At 71.9% G+C, this 22,679-nt stretch carries 18 protein-coding genes, 1 tRNA gene and 1 pseudogene; 12 read left to right on the top strand and 8 right to left on the bottom strand.

Annotated features, from left to right (window positions below; all coding sequences use genetic code 11):
- The first annotated feature begins 82 nt into the window (after nucleotides 1–82).
- The 6 genes from NQU55_RS05545 (at nucleotide 83) to NQU55_RS05520 (ending at nucleotide 10,363) form a co-directional block, all read left to right on the top strand.
- Nucleotides 83–3,085: a type 2 lanthipeptide synthetase LanM family protein gene (locus NQU55_RS05545; RefSeq protein ID WP_168091464.1), complete on the top strand. Its 3,003-nt coding sequence runs from the start codon at nucleotides 83–85 to the stop codon at nucleotides 3,083–3,085.
- A gap of 110 nt (nucleotides 3,086–3,195) precedes the next feature.
- On the top strand, nucleotides 3,196–3,399 hold the full coding sequence (locus tag NQU55_RS05540; protein ID WP_168091465.1) for a hypothetical protein: 204 nt from the start codon (nucleotides 3,196–3,198) through the stop codon (nucleotides 3,397–3,399).
- Between the two features lie 118 nt (nucleotides 3,400–3,517).
- A complete protein-coding gene (lanM, locus tag NQU55_RS05535) occupies nucleotides 3,518–6,334 on the top strand; it encodes a type 2 lanthipeptide synthetase LanM (RefSeq protein WP_256789912.1) in 2,817 nt (938 codons plus the stop codon).
- On the top strand, nucleotides 6,334–8,502 hold the full coding sequence (locus NQU55_RS05530) for a peptidase domain-containing ABC transporter (RefSeq protein ID WP_168095313.1): 2,169 nt from the start codon (nucleotides 6,334–6,336) through the stop codon (nucleotides 8,500–8,502). The genes lanM and NQU55_RS05530 overlap by 1 nt, the downstream gene beginning before the upstream one ends.
- 34 nt (nucleotides 8,503–8,536) lie before the next feature.
- The gene (locus NQU55_RS05525) at nucleotides 8,537–8,728 is read left to right on the top strand and encodes a hypothetical protein (protein WP_168095312.1); all 192 of its coding nucleotides are present in this window, start codon (nucleotides 8,537–8,539) and stop codon (nucleotides 8,726–8,728) included.
- Nucleotides 8,729–8,758: 30 nt separating this feature from the next.
- Nucleotides 8,759–10,363 (top strand): alpha/beta hydrolase, encoded by a 1,605-nt coding sequence (locus NQU55_RS05520; RefSeq protein ID WP_168095311.1) that lies wholly within the window; start codon nucleotides 8,759–8,761, stop codon nucleotides 10,361–10,363.
- Nucleotides 10,364–10,374: 11 nt separating this feature from the next.
- On the opposite strand, the pseudogene NQU55_RS37055 reads toward NQU55_RS05520, so the two are convergent.
- Both NQU55_RS37055 and NQU55_RS05515 read right to left on the bottom strand, forming a co-directional pair.
- A pseudogene (locus NQU55_RS37055) lies at nucleotides 10,375–10,500 on the bottom strand (DUF6255 family natural product biosynthesis protein); the annotation flags it as partial.
- A gap of 2 nt (nucleotides 10,501–10,502) precedes the next feature.
- The gene (locus NQU55_RS05515; protein WP_168095309.1) at nucleotides 10,503–10,838 is read right to left on the bottom strand and encodes a hypothetical protein; all 336 of its coding nucleotides are present in this window, start codon (nucleotides 10,836–10,838) and stop codon (nucleotides 10,503–10,505) included.
- A 158-nt stretch (nucleotides 10,839–10,996) separates the two neighbouring features.
- On the opposite strand from NQU55_RS05515, the gene NQU55_RS05510 reads away from it, so the two are divergent.
- The 4 genes from NQU55_RS05510 (at nucleotide 10,997) to NQU55_RS05495 (ending at nucleotide 14,174) form a co-directional block, all read left to right on the top strand.
- Nucleotides 10,997–11,866 carry a helix-turn-helix domain-containing protein gene (locus tag NQU55_RS05510; protein ID WP_168095310.1) on the top strand — a complete coding sequence of 290 codons (870 nt, stop codon included), beginning with the start codon at nucleotides 10,997–10,999 and terminating at the stop codon, nucleotides 11,864–11,866.
- Nucleotides 11,863–12,204: a DUF397 domain-containing protein gene (locus NQU55_RS05505; protein ID WP_308402199.1), complete on the top strand. Its 342-nt coding sequence runs from the start codon at nucleotides 11,863–11,865 to the stop codon at nucleotides 12,202–12,204. The genes NQU55_RS05510 and NQU55_RS05505 overlap by 4 nt, the downstream gene beginning before the upstream one ends.
- 565 nt (nucleotides 12,205–12,769) lie before the next feature.
- Nucleotides 12,770–12,842: transfer RNA gene (locus tag NQU55_RS05500), tRNA-Arg, on the top strand.
- Nucleotides 12,843–12,974: 132 nt separating this feature from the next.
- Nucleotides 12,975–14,174, top strand: a complete 1,200-nt coding sequence (locus tag NQU55_RS05495; protein WP_168096260.1) for a winged helix DNA-binding domain-containing protein — start codon at nucleotides 12,975–12,977, stop codon at nucleotides 14,172–14,174.
- A gap of 43 nt (nucleotides 14,175–14,217) precedes the next feature.
- Here the strand turns inward: NQU55_RS05495 and NQU55_RS05490 are convergent, their stop codons facing one another.
- The 4 genes from NQU55_RS05490 to NQU55_RS05475 all read right to left on the bottom strand — a co-directional run bounded on the left by NQU55_RS05490 (nucleotide 14,218) and on the right by NQU55_RS05475 (nucleotide 16,945).
- A complete protein-coding gene (locus NQU55_RS05490; RefSeq protein ID WP_168096259.1) occupies nucleotides 14,218–14,478 on the bottom strand; it encodes a hypothetical protein in 261 nt (86 codons plus the stop codon).
- Nucleotides 14,475–14,822, bottom strand: a complete 348-nt coding sequence (locus NQU55_RS05485) for a DUF6247 family protein (protein ID WP_168096258.1) — start codon at nucleotides 14,820–14,822, stop codon at nucleotides 14,475–14,477. Before NQU55_RS05485 ends, NQU55_RS05490 begins: the two co-directional genes overlap by 4 nt.
- A gap of 141 nt (nucleotides 14,823–14,963) precedes the next feature.
- A complete protein-coding gene (locus NQU55_RS05480) occupies nucleotides 14,964–15,377 on the bottom strand; it encodes a VOC family protein (RefSeq protein ID WP_168096257.1) in 414 nt (137 codons plus the stop codon).
- A gap of 68 nt (nucleotides 15,378–15,445) precedes the next feature.
- The gene (locus tag NQU55_RS05475) at nucleotides 15,446–16,945 is read right to left on the bottom strand and encodes an MFS transporter (RefSeq protein ID WP_284702461.1); all 1,500 of its coding nucleotides are present in this window, start codon (nucleotides 16,943–16,945) and stop codon (nucleotides 15,446–15,448) included.
- 108 nt (nucleotides 16,946–17,053) lie between these two features.
- On the opposite strand from NQU55_RS05475, the gene NQU55_RS05470 reads away from it, so the two are divergent.
- Nucleotides 17,054–17,800: a TetR/AcrR family transcriptional regulator gene (locus NQU55_RS05470; protein ID WP_168096869.1), complete on the top strand. Its 747-nt coding sequence runs from the start codon at nucleotides 17,054–17,056 to the stop codon at nucleotides 17,798–17,800.
- Between the two features lie 49 nt (nucleotides 17,801–17,849).
- Here the strand turns inward: NQU55_RS05470 and NQU55_RS05465 are convergent, their stop codons facing one another.
- Both NQU55_RS05465 and NQU55_RS05460 read right to left on the bottom strand, forming a co-directional pair.
- Nucleotides 17,850–19,148 (bottom strand): M64 family metallopeptidase, encoded by a 1,299-nt coding sequence (locus NQU55_RS05465; protein WP_256789910.1) that lies wholly within the window; start codon nucleotides 19,146–19,148, stop codon nucleotides 17,850–17,852.
- 149 nt (nucleotides 19,149–19,297) lie between these two features.
- On the bottom strand, nucleotides 19,298–20,752 hold the full coding sequence (locus NQU55_RS05460) for an alpha/beta fold hydrolase (RefSeq protein ID WP_168094172.1): 1,455 nt from the start codon (nucleotides 20,750–20,752) through the stop codon (nucleotides 19,298–19,300).
- An 82-nt stretch (nucleotides 20,753–20,834) separates the two neighbouring features.
- Here NQU55_RS05460 and NQU55_RS05455 point away from each other — a divergent pair, with 82 nt between their 5' ends.
- The gene (locus NQU55_RS05455; RefSeq protein ID WP_256789909.1) at nucleotides 20,835–22,205 is read left to right on the top strand and encodes a helix-turn-helix domain-containing protein; all 1,371 of its coding nucleotides are present in this window, start codon (nucleotides 20,835–20,837) and stop codon (nucleotides 22,203–22,205) included.
- The last annotated feature ends 474 nt before the right edge of the window (nucleotides 22,206–22,679 follow it).

Genomic DNA, 22,679 nt, shown 5'->3' with positions numbered 1-22,679 from the left:
TGGGTGCCGGGCGCACACCGCCCGGCACCCGCCTCTCCGCGAAACCGGAATTCTCATGACGCCTGCACCAACATCCAGCGCAGTGGCAGGAATCCTGCACAAGTATCTTCCGGAGCTGCCCGCCGGCGAGATATGGGACCGCCTGCACGACAAATTCCTCGACGAGGCGGCCCGCGCCGATGAGGCGGGAGCGGTCGGCGTGGACGTCGCACCGCCCGCGGCCTATGACCCCGCACTGGACGCCGACGGCCAGCTCTGGGACTACTTCAGCCATTTTGTCCGCCTATGGGCGGACAGGGTGGACGGTGTCGTGGCCGCCTCGCCCGCGGTCGCGCCGGAGAACACGATCGTCCGGGACTTCGTCAACGGCCTGGCCGGGGCGGTGTCCGGCCTCATGCTGCGCACGCTCCTGGAGGAGCTCCACCGGCACCGGGCCGCCGGTCTGCTGTCCGGTGACACCCCGGAGGCGCGCTACCGCAGCTTCCGCGAGTGGACGAACAGCGCTGCGGGCCATGCCGAACTGCTGGAACGCTACCCCCATCTGTTCCTGGCGGTCCGGACGCGGGTGCGCACCGCGGAGGACTACCTGCTGCACCTGATCGCCGAGGTCGGGCGCCACCGCGAGGCGCTGGCCGCACGGATCCCGGGCGTGGGTGCGAACCCCCTGGTCACCGCCGTCTCGCTGGGTGCGGGCGACACGCACAACGGCGGCAAGACGGCGGCGCAGATCCTCTTCGCGGACGGCGGCCGCGTCCTGTACAAGCCGCATCCGATCGAGGCCGAGGTCGGGTACAACGCCTTCATCGCGTGGGCCAACGAACACCTGGGCACGGGCCTGCGCACGGTCAGCGCGCTGCCCGCCGGCGAGGGCGGGTTCGTCGAGTTCGTGCGGACCGAGGAGTTCGCCGGCGAGGCCGAGGAGTACTTCGCGCACATCGGCCGGCTCGCCGGGCTGCTCTATCTGCTCAAGGCCACGGACATCCACTACGAGAACGTGGTCACCTGCGCCGAGGGGCCGGTGGTCGTCGACACCGAGACGCTGCTGACGCCGCGCCTGAGCCGGCCGGCCACCGACGCGGACGGCTCGGCTGCGCATCAGGCGGCCACGGCGATCCGCGACTCGGTCGCGGGAATCGGCATCCTGCCGATGGTGGTGAAGGCCAACGACTCCGACCGGGGCATGGACATCGGTGCCATCGGCTACGACCCGGGCCAGGAGATCCCGTACCGGACGTTCGTGGTGCGCAACCACGGCCGCGACGACATGTTCGTCGAGCTGGCCGAGGCCAGGACGGCGGCGGCGAACGCGAACCTCTCCGTGTTCGGGGCCGCCACCGTGCCGGTGCCGGTGCAGCGCGAGGTGATCAAGACCGAGTTCCGCCGCGTCCTGGAATACGCCCGTGCCCGTCCCGACGAGGTGCTGGGCGCGATCGGCACCCACCTCGGCGACGCCCGGTTCCGGCACGTCAACCAGCCCACGATCTTCTACACGCAGCTCCTGCGGATGGCCACCCACCCGGCCGCCATGCGGGATCCGCTCGTCAGGACGGCCCTGCTGAACCGGGTGGTGCTGCGGACCGGCGACGCCCACCAGCTGGCCGACGAGGAAGCGCGGCAGCTCGCCGCCTGGGACGTCCCCTACTTCTCGTACTCGGCACGGTCCACCGCGCTGCTCGCGGGATCGGGCACCCCGGCGGGCGAGAAGGTCGTACGGGCCGAGGCCTTCGAGGAACCGGCCCTGGACACCGTCCGGCGGCGCATCGCCACACTGAGCCCGGAAGTGATCGACCGCGAACTGCTCATGGTCGACCTGGCCTTCGTCAACAAGCTGCCCGAGGAGCAGGAACCGACCGGCTTCGTCCCCGTACCGCCCGCCGGCGGCACGCCCGTGGACGTCTCCCGGGAGCGGCTCCTCGGCGAGGCCGCCCGCATCGGCGACGAGCTGGTGGCCACCATGTTCGAGAGCGCGGACCCGTCCTTCCCCGCCACGTGGATCGCCCCTCAGGTCATGACGGCGGAACAGAGCCAGTGGAGCCCGGGAACGCTGGGCTACGACCTCTACGGCGGGAGCCCCGGCCTGGCCCTCGTCCTCGCCGGTCTCGCGCGCGAAACCGGCGACCGCCGGTACGCGGACGCGGCCCGGCTGGTCCTCGGCCCCATGGAGGATCAGCTGCGGCGCGGCGCGATGGACGGGCCGAAGATCTCCGTGGGCGGCATGACCGGTCTGGCCGGCACCGTGTACGCGATCACGACGGCCCGGCGCCTGCTGGGCACCCCGGGCGGGCTGTCGGCAGGTGAGCTGGCCCGTGAGCTCGCCCGCCGGGCGGAGCCGGACGCCGGCTGCGACTTCGTGAGCGGGATGGCGGGCACGCTGGCCGTCTGCATGGTCCTGTACCGCGACGCGGCGGAGGGCACGGACAGGAAGCTGGTCGAGGAGGCGGCGCGCACCGTCGCCGCGGCGGAGGCCGCGCTCCTGAGGGGACCCCACGCCGAGCACGGCCGGGCCACCCCGTACACCGGCTACGCCCACGGCTCCATGGGGATCGCCCCGGTCCTGCTCGAGTACGCGCACGTCTTCGAGGACGCGGACGTGCGTGACCTGGGGCTCGCCATGGTGGCCGACGTGCTCGGGGCCTACGACGAGAGCGACGGGGACTGGCCCCGGATCTGGGGCGGGAAGGAGCGTTCCTGTGCCTGGTGCCACGGCGCCCCGGGCATGCTGCTGGGCGCGCTCTCGGCAGTGAGGCACGCCCCCGGCTCCATCCCCCGGGCGCAGCTGGAACGGCTTGCCGAACTGACGCTGCAGCACGGCTTCGGCAACAACCCGACCTACTGCCACGGGGACCTGGCCAGCGCCGAGATCGCCGTCATGGCCGAGCGCGAACTGCCCGGCCTGTTCGGCGGAAGGGTCTCGGACGATCTCTACCCGCGCCTCTTCACCCAGGTCGTCGAGCGGTACGGCGAACGGGCCGACACGAAGTACGCCTACAGCAGCAGTCTGCTGGTCGGCCGGGCGGGATTCGCGTGGTCGGTGCTCCGGCACCTCGACCCCGGCACCTACCCCTGCGTGCTGAGCCTCGCCTGACGACCCGGCGGTCCGCCTCCGCGGCGCTCCCCGGTGCGGACCGCCCCTGGACGAGGTTCCCGGAACCCCCGGGAACCTTTCACGAATAACACGATGGGAAAGGAAAAGTCATGAGCGACATCATCATGGACGCCACCACCGGCTTCGTCTCCGCGGAGGAGCTGGTCCAGCTCGCCGAGGAGCCGAACGAGCTCGCCGCCGGCGCCGCCGCCACCGGCATCCTCTGCGCCACCGCGATCACCGGTGTCATCACCACCGCGAGCGCCGCGCTGCAGGGCGGCTGCCCGACCAGCGGCTGCACCGTCCGCTGCTGATCCGCCTGCCAGGAGTCCGACAGGAGTCCGCTGAGCGGTAGCCATGTGGAATACCGGCCCCGGGAATTCCGGGGCCGGTATCACCGTAACGAGTCAACAGCGAGAATCCATGGTGCAGTTGAGTAACGAATCCCTTGAGGAACTGCTGGAGCGGTGCGTCAAGGACAGGGCCGAGGTGTTCGGCGGTTTCTACCGGCCGTTCCTGGCGGATTGCGCGCGGCGCATGGCGGAATGGGAACGGCGATGGGAAGCGGACCCGGCCGGCTCCACCGACGTCATCGACCTTCCGCACGTCGCCGGTTCACTCCTGCACTCCGTCATGGACACCTGCTGCGAGACCGGTGTGCGCACACTGATCTCGGCCTTCCGCGCCCGTGAGCACGACCCGGAGTGCGCGGCCATGGGATACGAGGAGTTCCACGCGTGGGTCAGCGGGGACGAGGGCCGGCAGAAGCTCCTCGGCCGCTTCCCCGAGCTGGAACGGCTGTTGCGCCTGGTGGCCGAGCGCCGGGTGGAGCACGCGGAGAGCGTCCTGCGTGCCGTCCGGCAGGACCGGCACCTGCTGGAGGAGGCCTTCGGAACGGGCGAGCGCGTCGTCTCCTTCGTCCCGGGCCTCGGGGACTCCCACCGCGGTGGCATGACCGTCTCCCTCCTGCGCTGGGACAACGGCGTGACCGTCATCCACAAACCGCAGAAGGAGAGCGCCCAGCCGATCCTCGAAGCCGTGCGCTCACGGACCGACGAGGACGGCACGTTCTTCGGACCCGTCCACCCCAGGACGGTCGCCCGCCCGGCCCATCTGTGGCAGGAATTCGTCCAGCACACCGATGCCGACGAGGCCGAGGGCCCGGCCGGGTACTTCCGGCGGTTCGGCCGCGTCGCCGCACTGCTGACCATGACGGGCGCCACGGACCTGCACTACGAGAACGTGATCGCCACGGCGCGCGGCCCGGTCGTGATCGACACCGAGACCCTGGTGTCCCTGCCCGGTCAGCACACCACGGGAGGCGCCGGGGCCCTGGCCCGCGAGATCGAGTCGTCGGTCCTCAACACCGTCCTGTTCCCCGGCCGCTTCAGCGGAGCCGCCCTCGACGTGGACCTCTCCGCCGTCGGATGCATCCGGCCCGCGGACTCCCGGCAGCTCCAGTCGTACCGCGTCGTGGACACGGGCACCGACCGGATCCGGTTCGACCAGGTCCCGGTCGTCGTCGGGCACGGCTCCAACATGGCCACGGTGCGGGGCGAGCGGGTGGACCCGCGGCTGTGGGCCGGTGAGATCACCGCAGGGTTCCACGAGGCCCGCGAACGGCTCCGCACCCACCGGCAGGCGATCGAAGAGGTGGTGGAGCAGTACCGCGACTGGTCGGTCCGCCAGGTCCTGCGCCCCACCTACGTGTACGCCCGCTTCCTCGAAGCCTCCACGCACCCGGCCTATCTGCGCAGCACCGCGGACCGCACGGAACTGCTCGGCAGGCTTCCCCGGCGCCACCGGGGCGTCGACGGCAAGGAGGTCGGGGACGCGCTGCACCGGGACGAGGTGGCGGCACTCGCCGATCTCGACGTGCCGTTCTTCGACGTGCCGTGCGACTCCCGCGACCTCCGCGGCAACGACGGGCAGCGCGTCACCACCGTCTCCGGCCGCCCGGCCGACGTGGGCAGCACGCCGCGGGAGGCCGCGCTGCGCAGCATCGCCGACTTCTTCGAGCGCCCTGCCGGACGCGATCTGACCTACATCGGCTACTCCCTCGGCAGCTCGGTGGACGACGTGTGGGAGGCCCGCCGGGAGCCCGTGCACGACGGCCCCGCGCTCGCCGACGTGCACGGGTGGCACGCGATGCTCGCCGACCTCGTCGTGAGCGAGGACGACCAGCCGACATGGCTCATGCCCAAGCTCGACGGGGACGGCCTGCGTCTCGGAAGCGTCAACGCCCCCCTGTTCGAGGGCGGCGGGCTGCTGCTCCACCTCGCCGAGGCCGGGCGCGCCCAGGGCGCCTGCGTGATCGGCGCCGACCCCGGCGACGTCTACGCGGCGGCGATGCCGCGGGAGGTCCCCCCGGCGAACGACGCCCCTTCCTTCTCGCCCTTCACGGGGGCGCTCTCGGCCGTGGTCACCGGACTGGAGCTGGCACGGCGCGGCATGGACGCCGGCCGCATTCCGCTCCGGGCCGTCCCGGACGGGCGGGGCATCGACGCCCGCAGCCTCTCCCTGGCGGACTTCGACCATCTCAACGGCTTCGGCGGCTACCTCCTCTACCGCGCGGAGTACGCGGGCGAGGACGGCTTCGCGCCGGCCGGCCCGGACGCCGGGCAGCTGCTCGACCGCCTGGTGGAACTGGACGGTTCGCCCGCGGAGCACACGGGCGAGCTGGGCCTGGCCCACGGCCGCTTCGGGCGCATCGCGGCGATGAGCGCCATGGCCGGGCAGGAGGCCGACGCCGGCGGCCGGGTCCGCGAGCACCTGGACGCCTTCGCGTCGTCCTACCTGCGCCACCGCTGGCAGGACGACGCGCTGCGGGACGCCGGGAGCAGTGCCGGCTGGTGCAAGGGGTACGCCGGTGTCGCCTTCGCCGCCGCCAAGCTCCTGCGGGCCGTGGGGTATTCGGCCGAGCGGACCCGCGACCTGATCGCGCCCGAGGTGGAGCGGATAACCGGCGGGGAACTCAGGCCCGACCTCAGCTTCTGTCACGGGGCCGCGGGGCGCGTGGCGATGCTGTGCTGGCTGGCCGACCGCCTTTCCTGGCCGGAGCTGCGGTCCGAGGCGGCGTCGCTCAGCGACCGGTTCCTCGACCGCTACGGGGACGGCGGCTGGTCGTTCGGCATCGGGTCCGTATCGGACCTGCCGTCCTTCCTCTACGGCCGTTCCGGCTGGTACTACGCGCAACAGATGCTCGGAGACGCACGGGTCGAGCTGCCCCTGTGCCTGGGAGGCCGCTGATGTCGGAGAAGCCACCGGTACGTGCCCGCCGGGTCCGGGAAGTCCACCAGTTCGCGCCCACGGAGTGCGCGCTGTGCTGCGTCGCGATGGTGCTGTCGGCCTACGGGTCGCACAACTCGGTGACCAAGCTGCGCCGCGAACACGAGACCGGCCGTGACGGGCTGACCATCAAGCAGACCGCGGACATCCTGCGCGGGCACGGCATGCAGGTCCGCACGTTCCGCGCCACCACCCGGAGCCTGCACAAGCTGGCGTTCCCGCTCATCACGTACTGGAACGACAGCCACCTGGTGGTGCTGGAGAAGCTCACCGACCACCACGCCCACGTCGTCGACCCTTCCGGCGGGCGCCGGAAGTACACGATCGAGGAGTTCGAGAGCAACTACTCCGGCCTGGCCATGGAGGCGACCCCCACCAGCGCCTACACACCGGTCCGGCACCGTGAGCCCAGCGTCTGGCGGGAGTTCCTGCGGGCGATGGGCGGGGCGAAGTGGGCGCTGGTCCAGGCGTCCTTGATGTCGCTGCTCCTCTACGCGTTCACCATCCTCATGCCGATGGCGATCGAGCACGCGATCAACAACTTCGCGAAGTACTTCGAGGACATGTCGCTGCCGCTGGTGCTGGCAGTGCTCCTCGTCCCCATGGCGGCCCACATGGCCGTCTCCTTCCTGCGCTCCGCCTGCCTGGCATCGGTGATCCGCAGTCTGGGGGAGGTGATGATGGGCAGAACGTTCAGGACACTGCTCGGGCTCCCCTACAAGTACTTCGCCAACCGCTCGCAGGGCGAGCTCATGTACCGGCTGTCCAGCATCGCCTCGGTGCGCGACATGCTTTCCAGCCAGATCTCGGCGGTGCTGCTGGACGTGGGAAGCCTGGTCGTGGTGTTCACGTACATCTTCCTGCGGTCCGTGACCCTGGGCCTGATCGCCCTGGCCGTCTTCCTGTGCATGGCCGCCGTGGCCGCGGTCGCCTACCGGCCGATCCGCAAGGTGACCACCCAGGAGATCAACGAGACCGCCGAGTCGTCCTCCCTCCAGATGGAGGCCATGTCGTCGATCGAGACCCTGAAGGTCTCGGGCATGACCGGCCCCTTCTTCGAGGACTGGCAGCGCGTGTACGCCGGGGCGATGGACCGCACACGACGGCGGATCGTCCTCCAGGGCGCGGCCTCCAGCGCGCAGGGCATGTTCCAGATGTTCGGCCCGCTGCTGGTTCTCGCGACGGGCCTGTGGCTCGTCTGGAAGGGCCGCCTCGACCTGGGCACGGCGGTGGCCGTCCAGGCCATGACCGCCACCAGCCTGGGCACGGTGACGTCGCTGTCCAGTGCGTTCTCCCAGCTCATCATCGCCAATGCCCAGGTGTCCCGGGTCGGCGACATCCTCCACCAGCCCCCGGCGCAGGAGACCTTCGGCGAACGGGCGGTCGACATCCGGGGCGATGTCTCCCTGCGTGACGTGTCCTTCTCCTACCCCGGCGCCAGGTCTCCGGCCCTGGACGGCATCAGCTTCGACGTCCGCGCCGGCCAGAGCGTGGCCGTCGTCGGCAGCTCCGGCTCCGGCAAGAGCACGCTGGGCAAGCTTCTGATGGGGCTCTACCCCGCCGGGTCCGGCAGCATCGACTACGACGGCACGCCGATCAGCGAGATCAGCGCGGACTCGTTCTACAGCCGCGTCGCCTACGTTCCCCAGGAGATCGTCCTCAGCAACCGCGCCATCGCGGAGAACATCACGTTCGGCGTCCCCGGCGCCGGCGTGGACACGGTGCGCGAGGCCGCCCGGCAGGCACAGATCCACCAGGACATCGAGGCGATGCCGCTGGGCTACCACACCCAGATCCGGGAAATGGGCGGCAGCCTGTCGGGCGGCCAGCGCCAGCGGGTCGCCCTGGCGCGCGCCCTCGCCCGGCAGCCCGGGGTGCTCGTCCTCGACGAGGCCACCAGCGCGCTCGACACCGTGACCGAGTCCCGGATCGCCGAGGCGCTCGCCGGCCTGAAGTGCACGCGCATCATCATCGCCCACCGGCTGTCCACGATCATGAACGCGGATCTGATCGTCGTCCTGCAGCACGGAAAGGTCGTGCAGACCGGCAGGCACCACGAACTGGTCGCCGTGGAGGGCCCCTACCAGGACCTGGTCCGCTCCCAGGTGAACGTCCAGGCCGCCGTGTGAGAGGCGCACGCGGAACGAAGGAAAGGCGGAGGAGATGAAGGGAACGGGGACGAAGACGAAGGTGCCCGGAGAACGGATCATGTGGGTGTGCCTGGCCGGCTGCCTGGCCGCCGCCCTCGCCGCCCCGTTGTTCGGCGACGACCCGAAGGCCGTCGCGATTCCCGGAGCGGCCGCGGTGTCCATCGCCGTGGGCATCGCGTGGCTCCGTAAGAAGCAGACGCAGTAGCGAGACGCAGCAGCGCAGGGGAAGAACCACGTGACACGTTCAGCATCGCTCGGCGCCGTCGGCGCCTTGATAGCCGGCGCGCTCCTGGCCGGTACGGCGGCAGCCACGCCGGCGGCCGCCCGGGAAGACCGCGACGGCCACCGTCGCGGGAGCACGGCCGAGGAGCGCGGAGTACGCGCCGCCGCCGACCGGGCGGCGAAGGCGGGCGTCGACTGGCAGGACTGCCCCGCCGACTGGGGCCTGCCGGCTCCCGTCCGGTGCGGGTACGTCAGCGTGCCCCTCGACTACGCCCGGCCCGACGGCCGCACCATCAAGATCGCCGTGGACCGGGTCGCGAACACCGGCGGCAAGGGCGAGCGCCAGGGCGCGCTCGTCCACAACCCCGGCGGCCCCGGCGCCTCGGGCCTGCTGTTCCCGATGCACGTCATCGGCAAGAACCCGGTCTGGGCGGGCACCGCCAAGGCGTACGACTTCGTGGGCTTCGACCCGCGCGGCGTCGGCCGCTCCGCCCCCGTCTCCTGCCAGGACCCGCAGGAGGCCGCCGAGGCCGCGCCCAAGCCGGATCACGTTCCGGGCAGCGAGGCGGACAAGCAGGCCGGGCGCAAGCGGGCGAAGGCGTACGCCGACGGCTGCTTCGCGCGCAGCGGCGACCTCCTGCCGCACATGACGACCGCCGACACCGCCCGCGACCTGGACGTCATCCGCGCCGCGCTCGGCGAGAAGCAGCTCACCTACCTGGGCGTCTCCTACGGCACCTACCTCGGCGCCGTCTACGCCACGCTCTTCCCCGGCCACGTGCGCCGGATGGTCCTCGACTCCGTCGTGAACCCCTCCCGCGACAAGATCTGGTACCGGGCCAACCTGGACCAGGACGTCGCGTTCGAGCGGCGCTGGGCCGACTGGAAGAAGTGGGTCGCCGGGCACGACGCCGTCTACCACCTCGGCGGCACCCCGGCCGAGGTCCAGGCCCGGTGGGACAAGCTGCGCGCCGTCGCCGCGAAGAACCCCGTCGGCGGCACCGTCGGCCCCGCCGAACTGACGGACCTCTTCCAGAACGCCCCCTACTACGACTTCATGTGGGCCCCGCTCGCCGCCATCTGGAGCGCCTACGCCTCCGGCAACGAGCAGCCGCTGATCACCGCGGCCGGCGCCGCCGGCGCGGACCCGGTCGCCGCCGAGAACGCCGACGCCGCCTACACGGCGGTGGAGTGCGCGGACGCCGCGTGGCCCACGTCGTGGAAGACGTGGGACCGCGACAACACCCGCCTCCACCGGCAGGCCCCGTTCATGACCTGGTCCAACGCCTGGAAGAACCTGCCGTGCGCCACGTGGCCGGTGAAGCGGAAGCCGACCGTCGAGGTCGGTACGGGCCAGGGCCTGCCCCCCGTCCTGCTCGTCCAGAGCGCCCGGGACGCCGCCGCCCCCTACGAGGGCGCCGTCGAACTCCACAAGCGCCTGAAGAGCTCGCGGCTGATCACCGAGCGGGACGCCGGTTCGCACGGCGTCACCGACCTGGTCAACCCGTGCGTCAACGACCGCGTCGAGGCGTACCTAGTGCGGGGCCGGACCGACGCGGAGGACGTGACGTGCGCGCCGCACGCGGCGCCGGAACCGGTGCCGGCCGGAGGCCGGTAACCTGCCGGGGCGGTCGGCAGGCCCGGCGGGCGGAGGGCGGCGTACTCGGTGAAGCGGACGGTGCCGCAGTCGCGGCAGCGGGCCTCGCCCCGGGTACGGGCCGCCCAGCCGCCGCGGTGCGTGCAGATTCTCCGCACGGTCACGCACCCCCCATGTGCACGGTCCGCCAGTGGCGGCGCTGCAGCACCAGGGCATCCCCTGTGGTGAGGGGGTCGTCCCCGGCGGCGGCTTCCTTGTAGGCGGCGGCCAGTTGCGCGCAGTCCCCGCACCCGTACATGGACCGGGCCCCGGCCGGCAACAGCCCGGCGGCCTCCCGATCGTCCCGCGTGGCAAGCCGGAGCGCGGCGAACGGCGCCTCCCACTCGAGCCCGCCCCCGGGACGGCGCAGGGTGACGCGGCTCCCCGTTCCACCGATCACTTGCGCGACCCGTCCCTCCCGGGTGTCCACCACGAACGCGCCGATCCTGTAGGTCATGTCTCGCTCCTCCCCGAGTGCCTTGGTAGCAGCCACACCTTCCCAGTCGGCGAGCCTTGAATGGAAAGCTTTCCATTCAAGTTGCCTCCTTCGGGTGAACGCGATTATCCGACCGAGCAGTTGGGATCGGTAGAGTCGTCGCACGAGGAGGTGATCGCATGTCCGACGCCACACCCACCCTGTTGCGCCGACGGCTTGGGGTGATGTTGAAGACGATGAGGGTGAGAGCCGGACTGAACCTCGCCGAAGGAGCCAAGCGACTGGGCACGACCGGGCCGACCCTGAGCAAGATCGAACATGGCAGGCTGCGCCCTGACTTGAAGAAGTTCTTCACCGCATACCAGGTCACCGACGCTGCTCGCATCGCGGAGACCATGGAGATCGCGAAGATCGCTAACAGCACTCGGCAGAGAAGCATCTTCGCGCAGTACAGGGACGTAATTCGTCCACGGTTCGCCGACTTCATCGAGCTGGAGGAGATCGCCACCCGCACTGACTGCTACGCGGCACTCGCCATCCCGGGGCTGCTACAGACCGCCGCCTATGCCCGTGCAGTCATCGAAGGCGGCGGCGTTTGGAGCACACCCCGTGACGTACGAGACTTCATCGAGTTGCGCATGAGGCGCCAGGACATCCTGGCAGCGACAGGTAGTGGAGCCGCACGCCCCCCACTCTCCCTGCGGTGCATCCTCGATGAGGCGTGCCTGAGACGCGAGATGGGCGGCCCCGAAATCCTGCGAGACCAGCTCGATCATCTTGTTGGTATGTCGGCAGAGCCGAACATTGAACTGCGGGTTCTCCCGTTCAAAGCAGGCGCGCACACTGGGATCGACGGCGCTTACACCGTCTTCCACTTCGAGGTAGGCGATCCTGTCGTGGCTGTGGAATCGCTCGCGAGCTCCCTCTACCTGGACGACGATGCCCGCGTCACACGGTTCACCACCTCGTTCGATCACCTACGGGCCCAATCGCTGGATGCAGAAGCGTCTCGCAGCTTCATCACCGGGATCGCCAAGGAGGCACTGTGAACAACATCGCGGTCAGATTCAGAAAGAGCTCCTTCAGCTCTGCAGCCGAGGATTGCGTGGAGATCGCCCTGCCCCAAAGAGACCCGGTGAGGTTCAAGAAGAGCAGCTACAGCAGCACTTCTGGTGAGACCTGCGTGGAGATCGCCCTACCCGAAGGCATACGCATACACCCCGAACCCATACTCATACGCGACTCAAAACGGCCCGACGGGCCAGCCCTCCGCGTCGCCGCTGAGCCGTATCGTTCCTTCACCCGTGCCCTGAGGCGCGACGCCCTCGGCGCGACGCACGACGATGGCCGAAAGGGTCGCGTAGGGCGGGCGCGGCCGATACCGTAAGGGGGCGCCCCCCTTCGGGCATAGCAAGCGGCCCCTGCCACGACGGCTTCCGTGGACGAGGGCCAACCGCAAGTAGACGGTTTCCGGCCGTCAGTCCTCAGGTGTTCGGAGGACTGGCGGCCACCGTCCAGCAGCCACCTTCTGGTGCAATGAGAAGTGGCCCCCGCCACGGCGGTACCCGTGAACGAGGGCCGACCGCAGGTAGACGGTTCCCGACCGTCAGTCCTCAGTTACTCGGAGGACTGGCGGTCACCGTCCAGCGGTCCCCAGGTCATCGCCTGGTGCACCACCTCCACAGCGGGGGGCGCGCTTGAAGCGCTGGCGCCGACACTACACGCGAGCAAAGGGCTCAATCCGCCGTTTTCTGCGCGGAGTTGCGGACCTGCGTCGCCGCTCAGACCATCGCTGCTGCAGCATCATGATCTGTCGTACGCGAGCTACGGCGGACGCCGTAGCGAGATCGTCACCGAGCGTGGCGGAATCCACGGCGGTAAAAGCACCCCTCCGCGTCGGGTAATATTGTTCCCGCAACGCCGACGAGCGATCACTGTCGCTCGGGAGCCGAGCGCTCGTAGCTTAACGGATAGAGCACTTGACTACGGATCAAGAGGTTGCAGGTTCGAATCCTGCCGAGCGCACATCGCCGTAAGAGAGTCGGATGCACTACGCATCCGACTCTCTTCGTTATTTCCGGGGCTTCGAGAATGCGCTTTCGCTATCCCGAGGACGGAGGACGGAATCCGTCCTCATTCCCCTCTACGCTCGCGCCCATGAGCAGCAGCCCCCGGAACCGCGCCCGTGTCACCGACGACCAGCGCCGTGCGCGCCTCGCCCGGCGGCACCTCCTGCATCCCGGCCTGCGGGCCGGCTCCGTCGAAGAGGTGGCGGACGCCCTGGTCGGGCTGCATGCCACCGATGCCGCCACCGTCTACCTGTCGGCGTGCGTGCGGCTGGCCGAGCCGTCCCCCGCGGAGGTGGAGCGGGCGCTGTACGAGGACGTGACCCTCGTGAAGCTGCTGTCCATGCGGCGCACGCTCTTCGCCGTCACCACGGAGCTCGCCCCGTACGTCAGCTCCTCCACCGCCCGCGCGATCGCCCTCCGGGAGCGGGCGACGCTCCTCAAGCACCTGCGGGAGAACACCGAAGGCCACGCGCCCTGGGACGAGCAGCGGCTCGCCCGCACCGAACGGGAGGTGCTGGACGCGCTGGCCGCGCGCGGCGAAGCGACGACCGCCGAACTGAGCAAGGACGTGCCCGCGCTGCGCGAGACGCTTCTGATGTCGCCGGGCAAGGCGTACGCGTCCCGGCAGAGCGTCGGCAGCCGGGTGCTGCGGATGCTCGCCTCGGACGGGCACCTGCGGCGCGCCCGCCCGCGCGGCTCGTGGACCAGCAGCCTCTACCCGTGGGCGCTTGTGCCGCAGATCCCGGACATCGACGTGCGGGAGGCCAAGGCCGAGGTCGCGCGGCGGTGGCTCGCCGCGTACGGGCCGGCCACGGAGGCCGATCTGAAGTGGTGGACGGGCTGGACGCTCGGCGACACGCGCAAGGCGCTGGCGGACGTGGGCATGGAGGACGTCGGGCTCGCGGACGGCGCCGTGGGCCACGTCCTGCCCGGCGACCTCCCCGCCGCGGACGAAGCGCCCGGGCCCTGGGCCGCGCTCCTGCCCGGCCTCGACCCGACCGCCATGGGCTGGCGCGGCCGCGACTGGTACCTCTCCCCCGACCACGTGCCCGCCCTCTTCGACCGTGCGGGGAACGTCGGCCCGACCGTGTGGTGGAACGGCCGCGTCGTCGGCGGCTGGGCGCAACGGGCCGACGGCGAGATCACCTGGCGCCTCCTGACGGACGCGGGCCGGGAAGCGGAGTCCGCCGTCACCGCGGAGGCCGCCCGCCTGTCCGCGTGGCTGGGCACGGTACGGGTCACACCCCGCTTCCGGACACCGCTGGAACGGGAACTGGCGGGACGGTAGGCCCGGCCGGCGAGCAGGTCGCCCTTCGGCGGCGCGCCACTCGCTACTCGTACCAGGTGATGCTGCAGATGTAGATCGCCTGGTGTCGGGGGACGGCGAGGAAGGAGAAGAACCCGCGTCCGCCGAGGATGTCGAACTCCCGCAGTCCGCCTTCCTTGTCCTCCGGGCGCCCGACCTTCACCGCGTCGCGCCCCAGCGCGGCCAGCTCGGCGGCCAGCCGCTCCACCTCCGCCACCACACCGGGAGGCAGGCCGCCGGCCACGTGGTCATAGCCGGGGTTCCACTCCCAGGTCCAGTCGTTCACAGCCCCGCTTCCGTCTCGGCCGCCTTGCGGATGGTCAGGATCTCGGCGACCGCGTCCGTGGGGTCGGCTTCGCCCTCGTCCACGATCCGCTCCAGCTCGCGGAGCCGCGCAGCGCGCTCGGGGTGGCGTTCGATGGCGACGAAGACGGCCCAGGAGTGGACGAAGGCCCGCAGGGGAGCCAGGCTGCTGGTCCGCTGCGCGTTGGTGGTGGCTTCGAACAGGTGCCGGGTCAGGGCGGGGACACGACTGGGGGCGATCTTGGCGACTGCGGCCCGCAGGGCGTCGGGCGTCAGCTCCGGCATCGGAATCAGCGGCCCGTAGGGACCACCCGGCTGCTCAGTCATGATCGTCCTCCTGGGCGCGGCAGGCTCCGGATTGCACCGTACCGGCTCGCGCGCCGGGCGAGCGGCCTGAACAGCCCCCGGCGCGCGCTGGAGAAGCCCCGGATCGTCCAGCTCAAGGCAGCCGGGCGAGCCGCAGCCCGCCTACGCCCGTGCCCTGGCCGACGGCTTCTCCCCGTACGGCGTCGTCATGAATTCGACGGCGCAGGTGCCGCCCGGGTCCTTGAGGTAGACGCCGCGGCCCCCGTACTCGCGGTTGATCTCGCCCGGCTGCTTGAGCATCGGGTCGGCCCAGAACGGGACGTCGCGCTCGCCGATGCGGCCGAGTATCGCGTCGAACTCCTCGTCCGTGACGAGGAAGGCGATGTGGCTGCGGTTGATGTCGCCGGTGGGCACCATGTCGTCGATGAAGTCGATGCCGACGCCGTTGGAGCTGGTGATCTGGGTGAAGCGGCCCCATTCGAGCGGGGCCGCGGTGTCCATCAGCCAGGACAGGAACTCGCCTGTCTCCCGGCGGTCCTTGACGTGGACGATGACGTGGTTGAGTTCGTTGGGCATGACGGTCCTTTCGAAGAATTCGAAGAAATCGGAGAAATCGGCGGAATCGATTGCCGAGTGGAGCGCTTTCACGTGGTCTTGCGCGGCCGGCCCGGCAGGGCCAGCGCCCCCAGCGCCGCGCACGCCGTGAACGCCGAGGCGATCAGCAGCGCCCTGCCGTGACCGGCGGCCAGGTCGGCGGCCGTGTTGCCGGTGGCGCGGGCCGCCGTCGTGTGGGCGGCGACCGTGGTGAGTGCGGCCAGGCCGAGGGCGCCGCCGATCTGGCGGGAGGAGTTGACGAGCCCGGAGGCCAGGCCGGCCTCGGCCGGGGCCGTGCCGCTGGTGGCGGCGGCCGTGACGGGCACCAGGGACAGGCCCGCGCCCAGGGTGGCCAGGCAGAACGGGACGAGCACTGCGCTCACGTACGCCCCACCGCCGCCTCCCGCACCCCCGCTTCCCGCACTCCCGTCACCGATGCGCGACAGCCCCAGGAACCCCAGCGTGCTGATCGTCATGCCGGTGAAGATCAGCACGCGCGGCCCGGTGCGGGCGATGAGGCGGGTGGAGACCTGGGCGCCGACGACGATCGCGAGCGATCCGGGCAGGAAGGACAGGCCCGCGCCGAGGGCGCTCTGTCCGAGGACCTGCTGGAAGTACAGGGAGAGCAGGAACCACATGGCGAACGCGGCCGCGCCCATCCCGAGGACGAGGAGGTTGGCGGTGGCGAGCGTGCGGCGGCGCAGGATCGCGAGTGGTACGAGCGGGTGGGCGACGCGGGCTTCGATCGCCACGAAGGCCGCGAGCAGCAGTGCCCCGGCCGCGAACGACCCCCATACGTGCGGCGCGCCCCACCCGTGCGTCTCACTGGCGATGGTGCCGTGCACGAGGGCGGTGAGGCCGGCGGTGACGGAGACGGCGCCGGGCAGGTCGAGGCGGCGCAGCCCGGCGGGGGCGGAGACGGCGGCCGGTACGGAGGCGAGGGCCGCCGCCAGCAGGCCCGCGCCGATGGGGACGTTGACGAACAGCACCCACCGCCACCCGGCGTACTCGGTGAGCAGGCCGCCGATGACGCCGCCGACCGCGCCGCCCGCCGCCATGACCGCGCTCCAGGCGCCCATGGCCCGCGTGCGGGCGGCCGGTTCGGTGAACGTCCGCATGATCAGGGTGAGGGTGGCGGGCGCGAGGACGGCGCCGCCGACGCCCTGGACGGCGCGGGCGGCGATCAGCAGGGGGCCGCCGGAGGCGAGCCCGCCGACGAGGGAGGCGAGGGTGAACGCGGTGACGCCCGCGAGGAAGGCGCGCCGGGTGCCGACGAGGTCGGCCGCGCGGCCGCCCAGCAGGAGCAGGCCGGCGAAGCCGAGGGTGTAGGCGTTGACGATCCACTGCTGGCCGGCGGTGCCCAGGTGGAGTTCGGCGCGGATCGCCGGGAGGGCGACGTTCACGATCGACACGTCGAGGATGACCATGAACTGGGCCGTGCAGGCGATGACGAGGATCGCGGTGGTGGCGCGTGGGGGCCGGCCGCCGGCTGTGGCGGGACCGGCCCTGCGTATGGCGGGACGTGGTGACGGGGGGTCGGCAGCGCGCATGGCAATCACGTCCTCCGGCGGGTGGCGGAGCAGCGAACAAGCAAAACTGGAGATGCTCTAAAAATGTAGCATCTCTATTTCTACTTGCCGGACGGCTACCCTGGGGACATGACCAGCAGCACCACGACCAGGAGCGGCACCGCGGCCAGGAGCGGCACCGCGGCCGAGACCGGCACCGCGGCCGGGACCGGCGCCACCACCGGCATGCGCGGCCGCAAGCGCGAGCGCACCCGGCGCGCCATCGCCGAGGCCGCCTTCCGCCTCTTCGCGGAGGAGGGCTTCGACGCCGTGACGCTCACCCGGATCGCGGCCGCGGCGGACGTGGCGCCGGCCACCGTCTTCACGCACTACGCCTCGAAGGAGGACATCTTCTTCGGCCGCCGGGACGAGTTCGAGGCGGGCATCGCCGAGGCCGTGGCGGGCGCGGCGACCGCCGTCGAGGTCGTCGACGGGGTGCACCGCGCCTGTGCCGACGCCTTCGACGCGGTCCTGGACGAGGGCTCCCTCCCCCAGGCCCGCACCTTCTCCCGCATCCTGCTGAACAGCCCCGCCCTGCGCCGCAGTTACCTGCCGCTCGGACAGGCGCGCCGGGAGCAGCTGCTGGACCTGCTGCTGGAGCGGGCCGGGGAGCGGGCCGCGGACCCGGGCGTACGGGCCGAGCTGGAGGTCTTCGCGTCCCTGACCGGTGCGGTCCGCGAGCTGTCCTTCGACGCGCTGCACGCGGCGCTGGCGGCGGACGAGCCGGCCGAGCGCGTGCGGGAGGCGGCCCGCGCCGCCCTCGCCCACGGCTGCGACCGCCTCACCCTCGCCTACGCGGACGCGGAGTTCCTGAACGCCGCCCGGCCACAGCCGTAGCCCGCAGCCGCAGCCGTATCGATTCAGCTCCTCACCGGAGCTGAATCGCTCAGCGCTTCACCTCCCACGTCAGCGAGCCCGCCAGCCGCTTGCGCAGCTCCGGGTCCAGGACCGCGTCCGTGCGGTCCACGGCGCGCGCCGTCAGCGTGTGCGGGCGGCCGTCGCCGGGCACGCCGAGCATCCGCGGGACGACCTCGGTCCGGCCGCGGGCTGCCACGACCTCCAGCCCGTCCACGTACCAGCGCACGGTCGCCGTGGGCACGGCCGGCCGCACGACGACCCGCTCGCGGCGCGAGACCGTTCCGTACCGGCCGCTGTCGCTGGTCAGCACGCTCGCGTGGCGGTAGAAGCCCGCGATCATGGCTTCGCGCCCCGGCAGGTTGAACTCCCGGCCCAGCGTGCGCATGATCGAGTTCTGGGTGGGGCGGTAGAGGCCCTTGGGGTAGTAACCGCCGCCCTCGTACGCGCCGACCGTGCCGCCGTCCGGCGAGGTCCGCCCGATCCAGCGGTACCACTTCTTGCGCTGCGCGCTCTGCTGCCCGGCGTCCAGCGTGCTGATGTTGGTGTCGCCCGGTTCGGCGCCGGTGTACGTGCCGTACTCGTCGTACTGGTACTCGTCGGCGAGCTTGCCGAGCGAGTGCCCGGTCTCGTGGACGGCGACCTGGTCGGACTTGGGGTGGTCGGAGGAGGCGGTGGCGATGCCGTCGTAACCGGCCTGGGAGACCACGTCGTTGTAGCCCGCTCCGCCGTACTTGGCGGAGTTGGACAGGACGACGACGAGGTCCGCGGCCGGCGCCTTCGCCGCGTACGACTCCACGCGGGCGGTGTCGACGCACAGCAGCCGCTCCACGTCGTCGCAGAAGAAGTACGACCGCAGGGCGGTGTCCTTCGTGACGCCCTTGGCCGGGTCGTTGGTGACGCCGGACTCGCGGGAGACGGCGTCGACCGCCCACACGTTGAACAGGCCGGCGTAGGAGGCGTACGGCTCGACGGCCGACATCTTGGCCCACTTGGTGCGCACGGCGGCGTGGAAGGCGTCCTGCTGGTCCGCGGTGTAGCCGTCGCCGATGAAGACGACGTCGAGCTTGGAGCCGACCGGGCCGTTGCTGACGACGGGGGTGACGTCCCCGTCGCCCTTCGCGGTGGGGGCGAGGGGGCGCGGCAGGGGCGGGGACGCGGGGATGGTGGTGTGGCGGGGGTGGCCGTCGGGGCCGGTGAAGTACTCGACGTCCTGGGTGCGTTGAGTGGTGACCGGCTTGTCCGGTCCGGACGCCGCCGCGGGGGCCGTGGCGGCCAGGGCCGCCGCGAGGGCCAGACCGCCGGCCGCGAGGGATATGCGTCTTCTCATGGGGGGTTCCTCCCGAGCTCCGCCGCCATTAAGCGGCGGGTCAAGTCGCTTTAACGCGCGGCTTAACGTAGGGGCCCGGGAGGCGCCCGGCAATGGATACGGCCGAAGAAACGGCTAAGCGGTCGGCTGACGAGACGTCCGGGGTGACCTCACGCCTCGTCCCGGACGAGCCTCAGCAGCCGGTCCAGCACGACCCGTCCGCTCGCCCGTACGCCGTCGTGCTCGTACTCGTCGGTGACCCACGTCCGCAGCCCGCGGATCGCGCGTGCCGTGCGCAGGGAGTGCTCGGTGTCGACGTAGAGGTCGTCGTGGTAGACAGCGGCCGCGACCGGCACGGTGTTGCGGGCGAGGCGCTCGGGGTCGTAGAGCGGCGTCCATCCCTTGCGTTCGGCGAGGAGTTCGGCGGTGCGGCGCAGCGGGCGCAGGGCCGGGTGGGTGTGCAGCATCCAGGGGTGGACGGTCTCCCCGGTGAACAGGAACCGGCCGCCGTCACCACTACCACCGTCAGCATCGCCACCGACACCGTCCCCGGCGCCGTCTACGCCGCCGTCCGCGTCCCCGTGCCGGTCGAACTGCGGGTACTCCGCCCGCACGCGCTCGGCCGACCAGTGCGTCGCCTGCCCGTCCTGGGCATAAATGGCCTCGTGGAGCAGTGTGTAGAGCGGGCAGTGGGCGCGGGAGAGGATCGCCGCGACCGCTTCGCCGAACGCGTCGGAGAGCCGCGGCCCGGCGACCGTGTCCGCGAACGCGTCCTCCAGGAGGTAGTGCAGCCGGTGCGAGCCGTCTCCGGTGCCGAGGAGGATGCCGAGCTGCTGGAAGGCTTCGACGGTCAGGAGGGTGCCGTCGGCGAGCACTTCCTCGTGCTCCGCGAGGTGGGCGGCGATGCGGCGGGCGGCGGCCTCGTCGCCGGGGTAGCGGTCGTAGTGGGCGAGGGTCTTGCGCTCCATGCGCGGGTAGGCGGCGCGGTAGACGGCGTCCGCGTCGGCGTCGAGGCCCGGGAGGCCGCCCGTGATCAGCACCTCGGCGAGGCCCTCGGGCGCGTGGGACAGGTAGGTGACCGCGCAGAAGCCGCCGAAGCTCTGCCCGAGCACCGTCCAGGGCCTGCCGCCGGTCAGCTGCCGCCGGATGAGTTCGCAGTCGCGGACGATGGAGTCGGCGCGGAAGTGCGCGAGGTAGTCGGCCTGCCGGGCCGGGGTGCCGCGGAGCGGGAGCGTCTGGCGGGTGGCGGGGGTGGAGCGGCCGGTGCCGCGCTGGTCGAGGAGGAGGACGCGGTAGTCCTCCAGGGCGCGGTCGAGCCAGTTCTCGCGGCCCACGGGGCGTCCGGCGGGGAAGCCGGGGCCGCCCTGGAGGTAGACGAGCCAGGGCAGGTCGTCGTGCTCGCGGGAGGCGGCGACGACCTCGCGCGCGTAGACCCGTATGTGCTCGCCGGAGGGGGCGTCGTGGTCGAGCGGCACGTCGAAGTGGTGGTCGGTGAGGACGAGGCCGGGCTGGCGGTGGCGGCCGGTCGCCGAGGGCACCGCCGCGCCTGCCGGTGCCCCACCGAGCGCCCCTCCGAGCCTCTGTGCGCCCCCCACGAGATCCTGCCCGTCGAGACCGTCCGGCATGGTTCCATCCTCACGTAACTCACATACTCACGACACTCACATACTCACGACCTCACACGGCGTAACCTACCGAGGGGCGGCAGTGGCCGAGAACAGCACCCACGGCATACGGGCCGACGGGCCCGCCGAGATCGGCCGGCGCGTGCTGCGGCTGCGCACGGCCAAGGGCCTCACCCAGCGCCAGCTGGCCGAGCCCGCCTATACGGCCGCCTACATCTCCACCCTGGAGTCCGGCCGCGTCCGCCCTTCCGAGACCGCCCTGCGCCACCTCGCCGACCGGCTCGGCACCACCGTCGACGAGCTCGCCACCGGCCGCCCCGCGCACCTGGCCACCGGGCTGCGGATGCGTCTCACCGACGCCCGCCGCACCCTGGCCACCGGCGCCGCCGAGGACGCCGCCGCGCTCTACGGGGCGCTGCACGAGGAGGCGGCGCGCGCGGAGCTCGTCCCCGAGCGGGCCGCCGCGCTCCTCGGGCTCGGCGACTGCGCCCTGGAGACCGGCGACCTCTCCGCCGCCCGCGACCACTACGCCGCCGCCGAGACACTGCTGGCCGACGAGCCGCTGCCCCGCCGCGTCCCCGCGCTGCGCGGCCGCGCCACCGCCCACCTGCTGGCCGGGGAGCTGCGCTACGCCTGCTACTTGCTGGAGACGGCGCTCGACGAGCTGAACGCCTCGGGGCTGCACGACCCGGACGCGCTGCTGCTCCTCTACACGGCCTCCATCGCCCCCTACATGGACATGGGGGCGCACGCCCGGGCCGCGCACGCCGCGGAGCTGGCGCTCGCGCTGGCGCCCCAGGTGAACGATCCGGCGCTCGTCGCCGGCATGCACCGGGGCGTGGCCCGCACCCTGATCGCCGAGGGCCGCATCGAGGAGGCCGACGCCTCGCTCGCCAAGGCCCAGGAGCTCTACCAGCAGCTGCACATCCGCACCGAGCTCGCGCACTGCCACTGGATGCGCGGTTACGTCCGCGCGCAGAACGGCGACCTGGAGGGCGCCGAGAGCGAGCTGCGGACGGCGCGCGACATGCTGGCGTCGAAGCGGGCGGCGCTGTTCACCGTGCAGGTGGAGGTGGAGCTGGCCGACGTGCTGCGGCGCCGGGGCAAGGCGGCCGAGGCGGAGCGGCTGCTGAGCCCGCTGCTGTCGCCGTCGGCGCTGGGCGCCGAGCGCGGCGCGGTGCACGCGGGCGGTGCGCACCGGCTGCTGGGGCTGATCGCGGAGGAGCGGGGGCTGACGGAGTCGGCGGAGGAGCACTACTGCGCGGCGCTGTCGCTGCTGGAGCGCACGGGGGCCGCGGGGGACCTGGCCGACCTGTGCCGGCTGCTGGGCGATCTGCTGCGGCGCACGGGGCGGGTCGAGGCGGCGCTGGACGCGTACCGCACGGGCCTCGGGCACCGGGCCGCGCCGGGGACGACGACGCTGGGGCCGGCGCCGGCCGCACCGCCCATGTGACGGCACAGCACGGCTTCGGCCCCCTGTGCATACCCCTGTGTGCAGAGGGGATCTCCCCCGGCCGGGGGTCGCCGCCTGTGGGGGATGCGGCGACCCTCGGCCGTGTGCTGCAGCACCTCACGCCGGTAGGTCAGTCCCGGCATGCTGCAGTACGGACAGCACTCTGCCCGCCCGCACGCCCCGGGCGGAATCCCCCGTGGGTCCCGGCTCGCCCCCGCCGGTCGGAGGGGGTCCCTCCGCCCATCGGGGGGACGACCGGGGGACGCCCCGGGGGACAACCGGGGGAAGATCATGAGGAACGCCACGCTCCGTTTTCGGCCGTGGTTGCCGGAACCGTGCGGCAGGCTGGAGGCGTGACGGGAACCGGACGAGGTGCGTGACCGGAACCGGAGCAGGGAGAACCGGCTCTAGCCGGTCGTGGAACCAGCGCGGACGAGCAGGGAGCGAGCGGCATGACACCGGGCAGCGGGCGTG

Source organism: Streptomyces telluris (assembly GCF_024519335.1).
Classification (GTDB): domain Bacteria; phylum Actinomycetota; class Actinomycetes; order Streptomycetales; family Streptomycetaceae; genus Streptomyces; species Streptomyces telluris.
The sequence above is the reverse complement of the archived record's forward strand: the minus strand, read 5'-3'. Positions and strand labels throughout refer to the sequence as shown.